We start from the raw sequence: 14,132 nt of genomic DNA on the forward strand, positions 1-14,132 counted from the left end.
AAAATGCTCTCATACGCCGCGCCTAAGTCAGAATTTTCTGCCCGACAAAACCTGAAGTGGCTGTTTATCCTCAGAAATTTGATGATACTCAGCGAGGTTATACTCATTGTTTTATCTGTGTACGGCCTTAATATTCGGCTGCCGGAGCAGCAGCTTTGGCTGGTGATGATGTCGATAGGGGTGGTTAATGTTTATACCTCAATGCGCTTGGAAACAGAAGAACCTGTTACTGAATTGGAGATTTTTTCTCAATTAGTAATTGATGTTTTTGCTATTACAGCATTACTGTACCTGACGGGTGGCGCATCAAACCCGATAACCTGGGTATTTCTATTGCCTCTGATTATTACAGCTATCATGCTGCACCAATCTTATGCCTGGTATATGGTGATTTTGACCACGTCCATGTATACGGCATTAATGGCCTATAATATTCCTCTGCCGTCGATAGAGCCTCACATGCCTAGACCGGAGATGCAGTATTCAGATGTGAAAAATTATGAGCTGCTGCAACAAGTTCACGCCATGAGTGACAGTCATTATTTTAATCTGCATATTTTTGGCATGTGGTTCGGCTTTGTATTTAGCGCGGGCTTGGTCGCATTCTTTGTGGTTGAGCTGGCTAAAACGCTCAAGGCGCAGGAACGGAATCTGGCTGAAGCACGGGAAAATTCATTAAGGGATGAGCGTGTTGTCGCATTAGGCACATTAGCCGCCAGTGCTGCCCACGATATGGGAACACCATTAGGTACGATTGCCATCGTGGCTCATGAACTTGAACAAGAGTTCCCGATTCATCGTTTCCCTGATCTACATGAAAAATTATTGATCATGCAACAACAGATTGACCGGTGCAAAATAGCGTTATCGGTGATGTCCGCTTCTGCGGGTGAAATGCGAGCCGAATCCGGTAGTGCAATGCTGCTGACTGATTATATTGACGAAGTGATCAACCAATGGCGTACTCACAAGCCATTGGCAAAACTATGTTTCTTTATCAATCCTGAAGTCGCAATGCAGGCAAAAATCATCGCTGAGCTCACGCTGACTCATTCGATTATTAATATTTTAAATAATGCGGCCGAGGCGTCTCCGCCGGAAAAGGGCATCGAATTTCATGCATCATGGGACTTAGAGCAGGCTATTATCAAAATTAGGGATTTCGGCCCCGGCTTGCCGCCGGAATTAATCGATTTTGCCGGTAAGCAGCCCGTCGTCAGTAAAAAGCGTGGCTTGGGAGTGGGGTTGTTCTTAGCCTATTCCACCATTAGTCGTCTGGGCGGTAAAATTAGTCTTTATAACAGCGAATCGGGCGGAGCCTGCGTGGAAATCACCCTTCCTCTTTTAAATACAGAGAACAATAATGACATCCCAGGAAATGGATAAACCACGGCTATTGCTGGTGGATGATGATGAGACCTTTTGCAAGGTGCTAAAGAGTGCGTTAGAAAAAAGGAATTATGAGGTATTGGTCGCGAATGATGTCAAAACCGGAATAGCGTTTGCCGAACGCTATTTACCTGAATATGCGGTGATTGATTTGCGGATCGGGCATGAATCAGGGCTTGAGCTGGTGAAAAAACTGATTTCTTTGGATGATAATACCACTTGCGTCATGTTAACCGGCTTTGCCAGCATTGCTACAGCGGTCGAAGCAATAAAACTGGGGGCGACACATTATTTAACCAAACCGGCAAATGCGGATGAAATTGTAAATGCTCTGCATAAAAATGAAGGCGACTCGTCGGTTTTGATTAGCGAAAATCCTTTATCCGTAAAGCGCCTGGAATGGGAGCATCTGCAAAAAGTTCTGATGCAGCACGACGGCAATATTTCGGCTGCTGCAAGGGCGTTAAATATGCATAGGCGTACGTTGCAAAGGAAGCTGGATAAAAAACCGGTACGAGAGTAGTCCGTAAAGTCTTTGCTTAAAGACGTGCATAAAGCCAAAAGCAGATCTGATTGGTCTTTAGTTAAAATCGACTATTGGCAGGGTTGGTTTGAAACACCACTTCCTTACTGTCATCATCCTCGCGGCTATAATGAAGAATGCGATTCCAGGTTTTTTGCTGGCAACTGTAATTGCGTTCTCGACTCAGTTTTCTCTTATCGAGCTCGGTTATATTCCGGCTCAGCCTGTAGCATAGTAGGCTTGTAAAGATATTTGAATTAATTTTCAATTAGTTACCGTATAGCATCTTGCTGTTTTTATAGTTATTAACACCCTCAGCTGCATCAGTAATTCTGGCATGATCGGGATTTTTTTATTTATAGTTTTGACACAACGCCGTATCTCATGATAAAAAGTACCCTGTCGTTTATTACTTAATTCGACAAGCAACTCGATAAAGCAATTTATTGAGTGGCCCCTTTGAGGAAAGGGAATAATATAAATAATATAAACTATTCGAGGATTTTAAAATGGCTGAAGAACAAGAAAAAGATAACACATGGTTGATTGCTGGTGTTGCTATTGCTGCTGTTATTGTCTTAGTTGTACTGTTGAAACAAGACGAAACAAAGCATTTACAAAGCGGTGCTGTTGCAGCGAGTAACGCTGAAGTTTTCTCGAAAATAGACGCGAAAAAAACCGGCAATAAAACTGAGCAATAAGACTCAAAATGTAGTCAATTGAAAAAGTACCTCTCGTATAGACGGGGGGTACTTTTTATTTCAAATCATTCTATTCTGATACTCTTTCTCTTTGATTCTTGAACATCTGACTTAATCAGGCTGTTCGAATAGTTACCGACAACATTAAAAGTTTAACCATGCACTCAGCTCGATGCTGAACTGGTTTGTCATTTTTAGCATAGCAAGTATTAAAAGGCTTCCCTAGCCATCTTCGGGCATTAGCTATATATCTTTTTCCAGCAGCTGGATTTTCTCCTCCAACATTTTTACTCTCTTCAATAACGCGGGCAATTTGCTGAGCGCTATCTGCTCTTTATAAGCCGTCTTCTTATCTTTTGCCGGGCTGCCGAAAACTTGGGTGCCCGCCTTGACATCACCGGCTACACCGGAGCGTGCCATGACGACTGCGCCACGACCAATCGTAACATGATCAGCAATACCTGAACTTCCTGCCAGAATCGCATAATCTTCAATGTTGCAGGAGCCGGACACGCCTGTTAAACCGCACATAATGACATTCTTGCCGACTTTGTTATTGTGCCCAATCTGTACCAGGTTATCGATTTTGCTACCCGCTCCTATCAAGGTACTCCCTAATGCACCCCTATCGATACAGGTATTAGCTCCAATCTCGACATTGTCCTCAATAACCACATTGCCGACTTGAGGAACTTTGACATGCTCATTATTCCGGAACTTATAACCAAAGCCATCGGCGCCAATGATAGCCCCTGAATGAATAATGACATTATTCCCTATAACGACATCATCATAAATAACGGCATAAGGATAAATCCGGCAGTTTTTACCTATTTTTACATTTTTGCCGATATAGGCCCCTGCATGTATTTCGCTACCGTCATCTATGCGCGAGTTCTCGCCAATTACAGCATAAGGCCCGATATATAGCTGATTACCTAGCGACACAGCAGCATCAAGAACTGCCTGCGGTGCAATTTGCCGGGTATAATTTCTGGCAGGATGCAGTAATTCGACCGCCTTGATAAAGCTGATCTCCGGATCCGCACAAATCAACAGAGCCATGTTGTCAGGCACATCCTCAACAACGAAACCTTCCGCAATAATGCAGGCTGAAGCTGTTGAGCCTTTAATATGCCGGGTATAGCGACTATTGGTTAATTGTGTGACTTGCCCATGATGTGCGGACGTAATTTCTGCCGCTGAATGAATAATTGCTGATAGGTCGCCGCCTTCAATTCGCGCACCACAAAAATCGGCAAGTTCTTTTAATGTAATCGGCATATTTGTCTCTGCTGTTGTTATTCTGAATGGCGCCAAAGCAGCCGGCACTGTTGAAAATATAAGTTTAGTGTAATAAATCTAATAAACAACCGCATTGCCTGCATTGGGTTGCTCACCGAGATAATTAAGGTGTTGAATTCTAATCGCTGGAGTTCTTTTTCGTTTATTAGTGTCCAAATATTGGAACTGGCTCACCCGGCAGTTTTCTGTTGATCGTGATGCCAATGTCCTGACTTGCCGCCATCTTTGTCCAGTAGTCGGACTGACTGGATAATCATTCCTCTATCTACAGCTTTACACATATCGTAAATAGTGAGCAAGGTGATTTGCGTAGCATTGAGCGCCTCTATTTCGACGCCGGTTTGCCCGTTGGTTTTTACAGTGGTTTGACAGCGTATCCGGCTGCGGTCAACTTCTGTATCCAGTTTGATTTCTACATGAGTTAGAGGTAACGGATGGCAGAGCGGAATCAGGTCCGCCGTTTTTTTGCTGGCCATGATACCGGCTATTCGTGCTATAGCCAGCACATCGCCTTTTTTGTAGTCGCCGTCCATGATCAGTTTGAGCGTTTCCGGCTGCATTTCAATATAGCCTTCTGTGACGGCTGTACGCTGGGTAATCGCTTTGTCGCCGACGTCAACCATATGCGCTTCGCCGGATTGATTAAAGTGAGTTAATGCAGTCATTTTTCTGTAAAATTATCGGTGAAAGGGCAAGCACGTTTTTATTATAACAACTGCCGGTTAAGAAAACTAAAAAGGCGAATCGACAGGCTTCCCCATAATGCGCCTCGTGCCAATTCTATTGTTTGTTACTGAGTGATCGATCATGTCAATTAAGGTACGTTATTTTGCCAGCTTGAAAGAGAGTATCGGCCGTTCGGAAGATAATCTGGAGTTTTCAGGATTGACTACAGTCGCCGATGTATGGCGCAGTGCTAATCCGAATAAAACATTGCCCGATAATATATTGACGGCTGTGAATATGGACTATGTTGAATTAAATAGTGCTGTTAAGGATGGCGACGAAGTGGCGTTTTTCCCGCCGGTGACCGGTGGTTGATTATGGAGATAAAAATTTACGCCGAATCTTTCGATCCTCTAAAAGAAGTTCAGGTTTACCAGAGTTCTGCGAAGGACATGGCCGGAAAGTTTGGCGCAACTAATATTTTTATAGGCACAATGCGTGATTTCAATGAAGGTGATGATATTACGGGTATGACTCTGGAATATTATCCCGGCATGACCGAAAAACAATTGGAAAAAATCGTTGCCGAAGCCTTGCGACAATGGCCTGTTATCGATGCATTGGTAGTGCATCGGGTAGGCGATATACTGCCTAATGAACCCATAGTGCTGGTGGCGGTATGGACATCGCATCGCGGCGACGCATTTGATGCGAGCCGATACATCATGGAAGCGTTAAAGTCGAGAGCGCCTTTCTGGAAAAAAGAGCTGTTAAAATCGCAAGCCGAGCGTTGGCTGCTAAAAAATACTGACGGTTATCTGTAACCGGCTCGTTGTAATCAGATTTTTAGGAAATGTTTAAATGCAGGGACAATTAAGAAAAATGCATACCCGGCTGGAGCTGGATAGATCAAGGCCGGTTCAGTACGAGTTGCCGTTAGGCGCTCAATCGATTGCTTTAAATCCGCTGATCGGTAAATCAATCAAGCTGATGTATACAGGCAATATTGTCTGCCTGCATTGCAACCGGGCAATTAAAAAAAGCTTTAATCAGGGCTATTGCTATCCCTGCTTTACCTCCCTGGCACAGTGCGACATGTGTATCATGAAGCCGGAAACTTGTCATTATGCGGCCGGTACCTGCCGGGAGCCCTTATGGGGCGAAGAGTTTTGTTTTCAGTCGCATATCGTTTATCTGGCTAACTCCAGCGGTATCAAGGTAGGCATTACCCGGCAGACGCAAATTCCGACGCGCTGGATAGATCAAGGCGCAGTCCAGGCGCTGCCGATTTTTAAAGTGCAGTCGCGCTATATTTCAGGGCTGATTGAAATTGCCATTGCCAAACACGTCAGCGATAAAACCAGTTGGCAGCAAATGCTTAAAAGCAGGGCAGAGCCTATTGATCTAATTGCAAAACGGGATGAATTAATTGCTGTTTGTGAAGCAAAGCTGGCCGAAATTACCCAACGTTTCGGGCAACAGGCCATTGAGTTTTTAGCCGATGAGCCGGTTGTCGATATTCATTTTCCGGTAGACAGCTATCCGCTCAAGGTCAAATCTTTTAATCTCGATAAGAATACCGAAGTATCCGGAATACTGCACGGTATTAAAGGTCAATATTTATTACTGGATACCGGCGTCATTAATATCCGCAAGTTTTCCGGATATGAGGTTGAGTTTATGGAGTTGAATCCACCTTTTTGATTGTCGCCAATAACATCTTGTTTAACGGTAAACAATCATTAATTGTCTAGCAGGTCAGGCAGGATTTAAAAAGCATAAGAGATGAATGTACAACTGGCTCGAAAACCTAGTAAAATGTTTAGATTAAACCGTTTGAAAAAGGCGGTTACCAGCAGCTGTCTATATGACGTTCTTTAAAATACACCGGTATTTAGGCCTTGAATTTTTTAAAAGCGCATATAATCGGCTTAATTCGAAAGTCTATTTGAGGGTATTAGCGTGGAGCTAAACGGCGCACAAATTGTAATTCAGAGTCTTAAGGACGAAGGCGTAGAATATGTTTTTGGCTATCCCGGCGGAGCGGTATTGCATTTGTACGATGCCCTTTTCCAGCAGGATGATGTCAAACATATTCTGGTTCGACACGAACAAGGCGCGACCCATGCGGCGGACGGTTATGCCCGTGCGACCGGCAAACCGGGTGTGGTCCTGGTCACTTCAGGTCCGGGCGCTACCAACGCCGTAACCGGTATTGCCACCGCTTATATGGATTCAATCCCAATGGTGGTTATTTCCGGGCAGGTGCCATTGCCGGTCATCGGTAGCGATGCGTTTCAGGAAGTCGACATGGTCGGCATTACCCGTCCCTGCGTAAAGCATAATTTCCTGGTCAAAGACGTGACCAAACTGGCTGAAACCATGAAGAAGGCATTCTATGTCGCCACAACCGGCCGCCCCGGACCTGTTGTTGTCGACGTGCCTAAAGACATCACCGATCCCAGAATAAAAGTGCCTTATAAATACCCTAAAAAAGTATCTATGCGTTCTTATAACCCGGCGGTTACCGGCCATAAAGGGCAGATGAAAAAAGCCGTGGATTTATTATTAACCGCACAAAAGCCGATCATCTATTCCGGCGGCGGTGTGGTTTTGGGTGAGGCCAGCAAAGAGTTGACCGAATTCACTCAATTGCTGGATTTTCCGATCACCAACACATTGATGGGCTTGGGGGCTTATCCTGCAACCGATAAGCAATTCGTCGGTATGCTGGGAATGCACGGCACTTACGAAGCCAACATGGCGATGCATGAGAGCGATGTGATTATTGCTATCGGTGCGCGTTTTGATGACCGCGTCACCGGCAAACTTGACCAGTTTTGTCCGCATGCCCAAATTATCCATATCGATGTCGATCCTGCATCTATTTCCAAGACCGTTAAAGTCGCGATTCCTATCGTCGGCGAAGTTAAACCGGTATTGGAACAGATGATGGAAATGATCAAGGAAAGTAAAAAGAAACCATCCAAGAAAGCCCTGGAAAGTTGGTGGAACCAGATCGACCAATGGCGCGCCGTCAAATGCATGGAATACGACCGCAACAGCCTCTTGATCAAGCCGCAATACGTGATTGAGCAGTTATATGAAGTGACCAAAGGTGAGGCGTATATCACCTCGGATGTCGGTCAGCATCAAATGTGGGCGGCCCAATATTACCCGTTCGACAAACCGCGGCATTGGATTAATTCGGGCGGTTTGGGCACCATGGGCTTTGGCTTGCCTGCGGCCATCGGCGTTAAACTGGCGTTTCCCGAGTCCGAAGTCGCCTGCGTAACCGGCGATGGCAGTATCCAAATGTGCATTCAGGAGCTATCGACGGCATTGCAATATAATGCGCCGGTAAAAATTATCAACCTGAATAACAGCTATTTGGGTATGGTCCGCCAATGGCAGGAATTTTCCTACGAAAGCCGTTACTCGCATTCGTACATGGACGCCATCCCGGACTTCGTCAAGTTGGCCGAAGCCTACGGCCATGTCGGCATGCGCATCAATAAGCCAGAAGAAGTCAGACCGGCGCTGGAAGAAGCTTTTGCGATGAAAGACCGTACCGTATTTTTGGACATCCTGACTGACAGAACCGAAAACGTTTATCCGATGATAGAAGCCGGCAAAGCCCATAACGATATGACTTTAAGAGTCGCGAACGGCACATCGACCGACAGGGAGTTGGCATGATGAGACATATTATTTCTATCCTGATTGAAAACGAATCCGGTGCATTATCGCGGGTCGCAGGTTTGTTTTCCGCGCGCGGTTATAATATTGAATCCTTGACCGTAGCACCTACGGAAGATCCCAGCCTATCGCGTATGACGCTGGTCACTCGTGGCAGCGACGACATTATCGAGCAGATCACCAAGCAGCTGAATAAACTGATTGATGTGGTTAAACTGATCGACTTGGCGGACTCCGTTCATATCGAACGGGAATTGATGATGGTCAAGATCAGGACCACCGAGCACACACGCGAAGAAATCAGAGGCATGGCGGATATATTTCGCGGCAAGATTATCGATGTAACGCCAACCACTTATGTCGTGGAAATGACCGGTCCCTCCAGTAAGCTTGATGCATTTATCGCCGCTATCGATAGCGATACCATCATTGAAGTAGTCCGCTCGGGGCCGACAGGCATCTCAAGAGGCGAAAAAGGGCTGCATTTGTAAGATTAGCCTTGGCGATTAAAAAACGACTAATATTTTAAACACCCAAAAACAGGAAAAACCATGCAAGTTTATTACGACAAAGACGCCGACCTTTCAATCATCAAAGGTAAAAAAGTAGCCATTATCGGTTACGGCTCACAAGGCCACGCTCACGCTCTTAATCTAAAAGACTCCGGCGTTTCAGTTGTCGTGGGCTTGCGCGCAGGATCACCTTCAGTAGCTAAGGCTGAAGCGCATGGATTAACCGTACAAGACGTTGCACAAGCGGTTGCTGGCGCGGACATTGTCATGATTTTGACGCCTGATGAGTTTCAATCAAAATTGTATAAAGACGAAATTGAACCCAACATCAAACAAAATGCAGTATTAGCATTTGCCCACGGTTTTGCGATTTTATTCAACCAAGTCGTGCCACGCGCCGATTTGGATGTAATCATGATCGCGCCTAAAGCACCAGGCCACACCGTCCGTTCTGAGTTTGTACGCGGCGGCGGCGTTCCTGACTTAATCGCAGTTCATCAGGATGCGTCAGGCACAGCGAAAGCGATTTGTTTATCGTATGCCTCTGCTATTGGTGGCGGTCGCTCAGGTATTATTGAAACCACGTTCCGCGACGAATGTGAAACCGACCTGTTCGGCGAACAAGCCGTATTATGCGGCGGTGCAGTTGAACTCGTAAAAATGGGTTTTGAAACCTTGGTTGAAGCGGGTTATGAACCTGAAATGGCCTACTTTGAATGCTTGCACGAATTGAAATTGATTGTTGATTTAATGTTTGAAGGCGGTATCGCCAACATGAACTACTCGATCTCCAACAACGCAGAGTACGGCGAATACGTCACCGGCCCCAAAGTCATCAACGAAGAAAGTCGTTGGGCGATGCGCGAAGCGTTGAAAAACATCAGAAACGGTGAGTACGCCAAGCAATTCATCATGGAAGGCATGACCAACTATCCGGAAATGACCGCCAAGCGTCGTTTGAATGCAGAGCATCCGATTGAAGTTGTCGGTGCGAAACTGCGCAGCATGATGCCTTGGATTAAAGCCAACCAGATTGTCGATAAAACCAAAAACTGATCATAAGTCGGTTTAAACGGTTAAAAAAGCCTGTCTTCATGACGGGCTTTTTTTTGCTATGAGGTAAATTTTCTACTTGTAGAGGGATAATCGTGTACATACCCGCACATTTCGAAGAACCGAGAATCAGCGTCATGCACGAGCTTATTCGTGCGCATTCTCTTGCCACATTAGTTACATTATCTTCAACCGGACTCAAGGCAAATCATATTCCGTTGCACCTTTCGGATGATGCTTCGCCGTTTGGTATATTGAGAGGACATGTCGCCCGGGCAAATCCAATCTGGATCGATTACGCAAAAGACGTGGACGTCTTGGCCGTTTTCCAAGGTCCTGACGCTTACATCACGCCATCTTGGTATGCGACCAAACAAGAAACAGGAAAAGTTGTGCCTACCTGGAATTATGCAGTCGTTCATGCCTACGGCACTTTGCAGGTAATTGATGATGCCGCTTGGGTACGCGCCCAGCTTGAGGCGCTTACGGCTCAGAACGAGGCGGATTTTGCCAAGCCTTGGGCGGTATCTGATGCGCCGCTGGATTTTACCGAAAAGCTAATCGAAGCCGTGATAGGTATTGAAATCGTAATTACCCGCTTATCCGGAAAATGGAAAGTAAGCCAAAATCAGCCGCCGCAGAATCAGGCAGGCGTGATAAACGGACTTAATGAACAGGGTCGTACAGGAGCATCAGCAATGGCTGAGCTGGTCGAAAAGTTCGGCGTAAAAAAAGACCTTGGGCCTCCATAAATCATAGTGTTGCCGGAGGAGGCTGTTAGCGCAACGATGCGATTTTCCAGCATAATCCCATGCACTATACGTTAAGACATCAATATTAAGGATCTGGCTATATATAATTTCCTTGAATCCCCATTTGTAGGGGCGATTTTAATCGCCCTGGGCGAATGAATTAGCCCCCTACAGGTCATTCCAGTCGGGAAATTATTTCCAACCAAATCCTAAGTTTCGTAGATAGCGTTTCGCTTGCTGTATATGTAAGTAAGACGATATTTACGAAACTTAAAATTCAATCCCACGCCGCGATGACTCTCTCTATTTACTTCGAACGGCTAACTTTGCCGGAATCCCTCCCTTCGGTTTTAGCGTCACCGCCATTTCAATTTCGGCTTCATCCGTACTAAGCAACTGCCAATCAAAATGTTGAACGATCATGCTCAACAAAAGTTGGCTTTCCAACAACGCAAAATGATTGCCGATACAGATGCGTTCACCCGTGCCAAACGGCATGAATGAAAATCTGCGGTTTTCACCGTTCAAAAAGCGTTCGGGATCGAACTGTTCAGGCTGCTGCCAAAAATCCGGGTGATGGTGAATATTGTGAATACTGAACATCGCCAGCCTGCCTTGTTTCAATAAATAGCCATCAAGCTCGGTATCTTTGATGATTTTGCGCATCATAATGCCGACCGGCGGACGCAGGCGCATCGATTCATTCAGTACGGCTCTGGTATAGACAAGCTGCTGCAAGTCTTCCGCCGTTGGGATTTCGCCTTGCACTAATGTATCGAGTTCTTGACGCAATTTAGCCAGAACAGCCGGATGGCGGGCCAGTAAATACAGCGTCCAGGTTAACAAATTGGCAGTGGTTTCATGGCCCGCACTAAAAATGGTAATGACTTCATCGCGAATCTGTTGGTCGGACATAAGTTCGCCATTGTCATCGCTTGCGTTCAGCAACATATCCAACAAATCGTTGTGTACTGGTTTTTGGGTACGGCGCTGCTCGATGATTCCGTAAATGAGCTCATCCAATAGGGCGCTTGCCGCATTGAATTCCCGATTAGCTTGAGTAGGTATAGATAACGGAATACGCAAAGGGTTCATGACGGATTTGGCCGCATACCGGAGCGCCGTATCTAAAGCAGGCGCAATGTACTCGATTTTATCGAGAACGCTGGTGCTGAACATGGTTTGAGTGATCACTTCAAGCGTCACCTGCATCATTTCATCGGCAAGATTAACTTGCGCTCCGTCACCCAATAGCCGCCATCTGACTAATAAGTTATTGCCGGCAGTGACAATTTGCGCATGTAAAGATGCCAAATTACTCCTCTGGAAAACCGGCTGCATTAACCGCCGTTGTCTTTGCCATAGCTCGCCCTGACTGGTTACTAATCCTTGCCCTAACACCAAAGCCAGACCGGTTGGTTTTTTAGGATCGTACATTTTGACAAAGACATCGCTTTGCTTGATTAAAGCCTGTTCGATCAGCTTTGGGTGGCTGATCAAATAAAAATGGCGAGTCGCCAATCTGAAACTCACTAAATCGCCATAATCACGTTGCCAGTCGCAAAGCGCTTGAAATGGATTGGCGTTCATTTGGCGTAAATTGCCTAATAAGAATTCGCCTTTGACTTTTGGGATGGGTTTATTTTGCAGCATAAGTAATGGGGCTTGAAGTTTTGGTAGATGTTATTCAATAATTTCGTAGATCGGACATGACGCTTATGCCCGACAATCAAATACTAATAGTCGGGCAACGACGAGGCTAAATTTGATAGCTGGACTTATTGCAGGGTTCACCAAATAATGTTCAAGCCATATTGGCTGTAGTGATCAAATTGACTGTCTTTAGAAATTAAAATGAGATCGTTCGATATAGCCTGCCAAATTAACATTCTATCGAAAGGATCCTTATGCGCGAATTTAGGTAATTGATAAAACAGCGCGGCTTCTTCGTGGGATAAGATTAATTTCTCAAAACCCATATCATCGATTACTTTTAGTAAATCATCGGGCTTGCATCCAAGCGTTAATTTACCCAATGCATACTTTAACGATATTTCCCATAAAGTAATGCTGCTGACAAAAACTCGGTTATCCATATTTTCTAAAACAGTAACAGCTTGTTGCCCGAGTTTTTCCGGTTGCCATATCGACCATAAAAAAGTATGTGTATCGAGTAAATAGTTTTTCACGATTGTAAAAACTCTTCGTCAGTCATTTTAAAGTTTTCATCAATAGCAAACTCCACTTTACCCTTTAATAATCCTAACGGTCGTTTTTTAACCGGCTTGTTTTTTAAAGACAACACAAAATTTAACGTGGCTTCAACTTTATCTAAAGGCAAAGAATGCATTTCTCTTAGCACGGCTTGTTCAATTTCGGATCTGTTCATTGCTTGCTCCGTTTTAAAGTTTTTTGGATGAATAGTGTCGGGCAACGAAAAAGTTGTTGCCCGACAAGGCTACAGTACTTTTATCACCGCATTGTTGCCGAGCCGGCGGAATGTGTGATTGCAAGAGCAATACTTTTTCTTTAAGGTTAAGCTGTTCGTGGTAAAGACGCAATATCAATCACAGGTACTTCCTATATGAGCATCGAAGAACTTCACAAGTTATCCGCCGTAGAAAAGCTAAAGATTATCGAGGCGCTTTGGGGCGATTTGGTCGGTGACGAAGATAATCTCTCCAGCCCGTCTTGGCTTGAAACCGAACTCATAGAGACTGAAAAAAATTTTCTCCGGCGACATTGAAGTACTGGATTGGCAACAAGCAAAGAAAAAATTACGTTCAACCCCGCTTGAAAAATAACCTGACTTCTTTTCGCTTTTGCGGCTTACAAAATATAGATTACATTGCTATCAATATCTGATAGCATTTGCCCCTATGAAAGCCAAACACCTAAAAACCTTGCATTCCGTATTTGCCTTGCCTACACGAGCGTCTATTGTATTTGCCGAGCTTGAGGCACTGCTAATCGCATTGGGTGCCGAAAAGACCGAGCGCGAGGGTTCGCGTGTGAAATTCACGCTACAAGGCATGGAATGGCATGCGCACCGGCCTCACCCAGGAAAGGATGTCAAGAAATATCAGGTTGAGCAATTACGCGAAATGCTGAGCAAACTGGAGATTAAACCATGAACACTATGACTTATAAGGGCTATACAGCCCGCATTGAATTCGATGATCGCGATGCTATATTCGTGGGCCGCGTACTGGGAGTAAAAGCCATCATCGGTTTTCATGGCGAAACAGTAACCGAATTACGCTCAGACTTCGAGGCCGCCATTGACTTCATGATTGATGATTGCAAGGCGCGCGGTGAGTCGCCGGAAAAGCCTGCCAGCGGCAAATTGATGCTGCGTGTGCCTCCAGAGGTTCATGCGGCGGCGCTGGTAGCCGCTCAGGCTACCGGCAAAAGCCTGAATCAATGGGCTGCCGAGATACTTGGAAAAGCGGCTCATGTTTAACGGATAAAAGTTGCGGTCGAGTAGCCCCAAGGAACTGCCCCTTGAGGCTCTCACAGAACCGGACGTGAA

Annotated in this window: 18 protein-coding genes; 13 read left to right on the plus strand and 5 right to left on the minus strand. The window is 45.4% G+C overall.

The genetic code is table 11. The annotated features are described in order from the left end of the window. Positions 1 to 3 precede the first annotated feature (3 nt). The 3 genes from V7051_RS07885 (at position 4) to V7051_RS07895 (ending at position 2,613) form a co-directional block, all read left to right on the plus strand. A complete protein-coding gene (locus tag V7051_RS07885; RefSeq protein ID WP_333874347.1) occupies positions 4 to 1,386 on the plus strand; it encodes an ATP-binding protein in 1,383 nt (460 codons plus the stop codon). Next, a complete protein-coding gene (locus V7051_RS07890) occupies positions 1,364 to 1,912 on the plus strand; it encodes a response regulator transcription factor (RefSeq protein WP_333874346.1) in 549 nt (182 codons plus the stop codon). Before V7051_RS07885 ends, V7051_RS07890 begins: the two co-directional genes overlap by 23 nt. Positions 1,913 to 2,421: 509 nt before the next feature. Beyond that, positions 2,422 to 2,613 (plus strand): hypothetical protein, encoded by a 192-nt coding sequence (locus tag V7051_RS07895; RefSeq protein ID WP_333874345.1) that lies wholly within the window; start codon positions 2,422 to 2,424, stop codon positions 2,611 to 2,613. A 243-nt stretch (positions 2,614 to 2,856) separates the two neighbouring features. On the opposite strand, the gene lpxD is transcribed toward V7051_RS07895, so the two are convergent. Together lpxD and moaC are read right to left on the minus strand one after the other, a co-directional pair. Further along, the gene (gene lpxD, locus V7051_RS07900) at positions 2,857 to 3,897 is read right to left on the minus strand and encodes a UDP-3-O-(3-hydroxymyristoyl)glucosamine N-acyltransferase (RefSeq protein WP_333874344.1); all 1,041 of its coding nucleotides are present in this window, start codon (positions 3,895 to 3,897) and stop codon (positions 2,857 to 2,859) included. A gap of 191 nt (positions 3,898 to 4,088) precedes the next feature. Then, positions 4,089 to 4,583 carry a cyclic pyranopterin monophosphate synthase MoaC gene (gene moaC / locus V7051_RS07905; protein WP_333874343.1) on the minus strand — a complete coding sequence of 165 codons (495 nt, stop codon included), beginning with the start codon at positions 4,581 to 4,583 and terminating at the stop codon, positions 4,089 to 4,091. Positions 4,584 to 4,725: 142 nt separating this feature from the next. Between moaC and V7051_RS07910 the strand changes: the two genes are divergently transcribed. The 7 genes from V7051_RS07910 (at position 4,726) to V7051_RS07940 (ending at position 10,600) form a co-directional block, all read left to right on the plus strand. Continuing rightward, positions 4,726 to 4,959 (plus strand): MoaD/ThiS family protein, encoded by a 234-nt coding sequence (locus tag V7051_RS07910; protein ID WP_333874342.1) that lies wholly within the window; start codon positions 4,726 to 4,728, stop codon positions 4,957 to 4,959. A 2-nt stretch (positions 4,960 to 4,961) separates the two neighbouring features. Continuing rightward, positions 4,962 to 5,408, plus strand: a complete 447-nt coding sequence (locus tag V7051_RS07915) for a molybdenum cofactor biosynthesis protein MoaE (protein WP_333874341.1) — start codon at positions 4,962 to 4,964, stop codon at positions 5,406 to 5,408. A 37-nt stretch (positions 5,409 to 5,445) separates the two neighbouring features. Continuing rightward, on the plus strand, positions 5,446 to 6,288 hold the full coding sequence (locus V7051_RS07920; RefSeq protein ID WP_333874340.1) for a DUF2797 domain-containing protein: 843 nt from the start codon (positions 5,446 to 5,448) through the stop codon (positions 6,286 to 6,288). 258 nt (positions 6,289 to 6,546) lie between these two features. Further along, on the plus strand, positions 6,547 to 8,283 hold the full coding sequence (locus tag V7051_RS07925) for an acetolactate synthase 3 large subunit (RefSeq protein ID WP_333874339.1): 1,737 nt from the start codon (positions 6,547 to 6,549) through the stop codon (positions 8,281 to 8,283). Continuing rightward, a complete protein-coding gene (gene ilvN, locus V7051_RS07930) occupies positions 8,283 to 8,774 on the plus strand; it encodes an acetolactate synthase small subunit (protein WP_333874416.1) in 492 nt (163 codons plus the stop codon). The genes V7051_RS07925 and ilvN overlap by 1 nt, the downstream gene beginning before the upstream one ends. A gap of 60 nt (positions 8,775 to 8,834) precedes the next feature. Further along, positions 8,835 to 9,851, plus strand: a complete 1,017-nt coding sequence (ilvC, locus tag V7051_RS07935; protein WP_333874338.1) for a ketol-acid reductoisomerase — start codon at positions 8,835 to 8,837, stop codon at positions 9,849 to 9,851. A 92-nt stretch (positions 9,852 to 9,943) separates the two neighbouring features. Next, complete coding sequence (locus V7051_RS07940; protein WP_333874337.1) at positions 9,944 to 10,600, plus strand: FMN-binding negative transcriptional regulator; 657 nt, start codon at positions 9,944 to 9,946, stop codon at positions 10,598 to 10,600. 303 nt (positions 10,601 to 10,903) lie between these two features. Here the strand turns inward: V7051_RS07940 and V7051_RS07945 are convergent, their stop codons facing one another. From V7051_RS07945 to V7051_RS07955, 3 genes are all read right to left on the minus strand, one after another. Further along, positions 10,904 to 12,253 (minus strand): cytochrome P450, encoded by a 1,350-nt coding sequence (locus tag V7051_RS07945; protein WP_333874336.1) that lies wholly within the window; start codon positions 12,251 to 12,253, stop codon positions 10,904 to 10,906. Positions 12,254 to 12,390: 137 nt separating this feature from the next. Next, positions 12,391 to 12,789, minus strand: a complete 399-nt coding sequence (locus V7051_RS07950; protein WP_333874335.1) for a type II toxin-antitoxin system VapC family toxin — start codon at positions 12,787 to 12,789, stop codon at positions 12,391 to 12,393. Beyond that, the gene (locus tag V7051_RS07955; RefSeq protein ID WP_333874334.1) at positions 12,786 to 12,989 is read right to left on the minus strand and encodes a hypothetical protein; all 204 of its coding nucleotides are present in this window, start codon (positions 12,987 to 12,989) and stop codon (positions 12,786 to 12,788) included. Before V7051_RS07955 ends, V7051_RS07950 begins: the two co-directional genes overlap by 4 nt. Before the next feature lie 195 nt (positions 12,990 to 13,184). On the opposite strand from V7051_RS07955, the gene V7051_RS07960 reads away from it, so the two are divergent. The 3 genes from V7051_RS07960 to V7051_RS07970 all read left to right on the plus strand — a co-directional run bounded on the left by V7051_RS07960 (position 13,185) and on the right by V7051_RS07970 (position 14,063). Beyond that, positions 13,185 to 13,346 carry a hypothetical protein gene (locus V7051_RS07960; RefSeq protein ID WP_333874333.1) on the plus strand — a complete coding sequence of 54 codons (162 nt, stop codon included), beginning with the start codon at positions 13,185 to 13,187 and terminating at the stop codon, positions 13,344 to 13,346. Between the two features lie 133 nt (positions 13,347 to 13,479). Further along, positions 13,480 to 13,734, plus strand: coding sequence for a type II toxin-antitoxin system HicA family toxin (locus V7051_RS07965; protein WP_333874332.1), 255 nt, complete (start codon positions 13,480 to 13,482; stop codon positions 13,732 to 13,734). After that, a complete protein-coding gene (locus V7051_RS07970; protein WP_333874331.1) occupies positions 13,731 to 14,063 on the plus strand; it encodes a type II toxin-antitoxin system HicB family antitoxin in 333 nt (110 codons plus the stop codon). Before V7051_RS07965 ends, V7051_RS07970 begins: the two co-directional genes overlap by 4 nt. The last annotated feature ends 69 nt before the right edge of the window (positions 14,064 to 14,132 follow it).

The sequence above is a fragment of the Methylobacter sp. genome (assembly GCF_036845245.1).
GTDB lineage: Bacteria > Pseudomonadota > Gammaproteobacteria > Methylococcales > Methylomonadaceae > Methylobacter_A.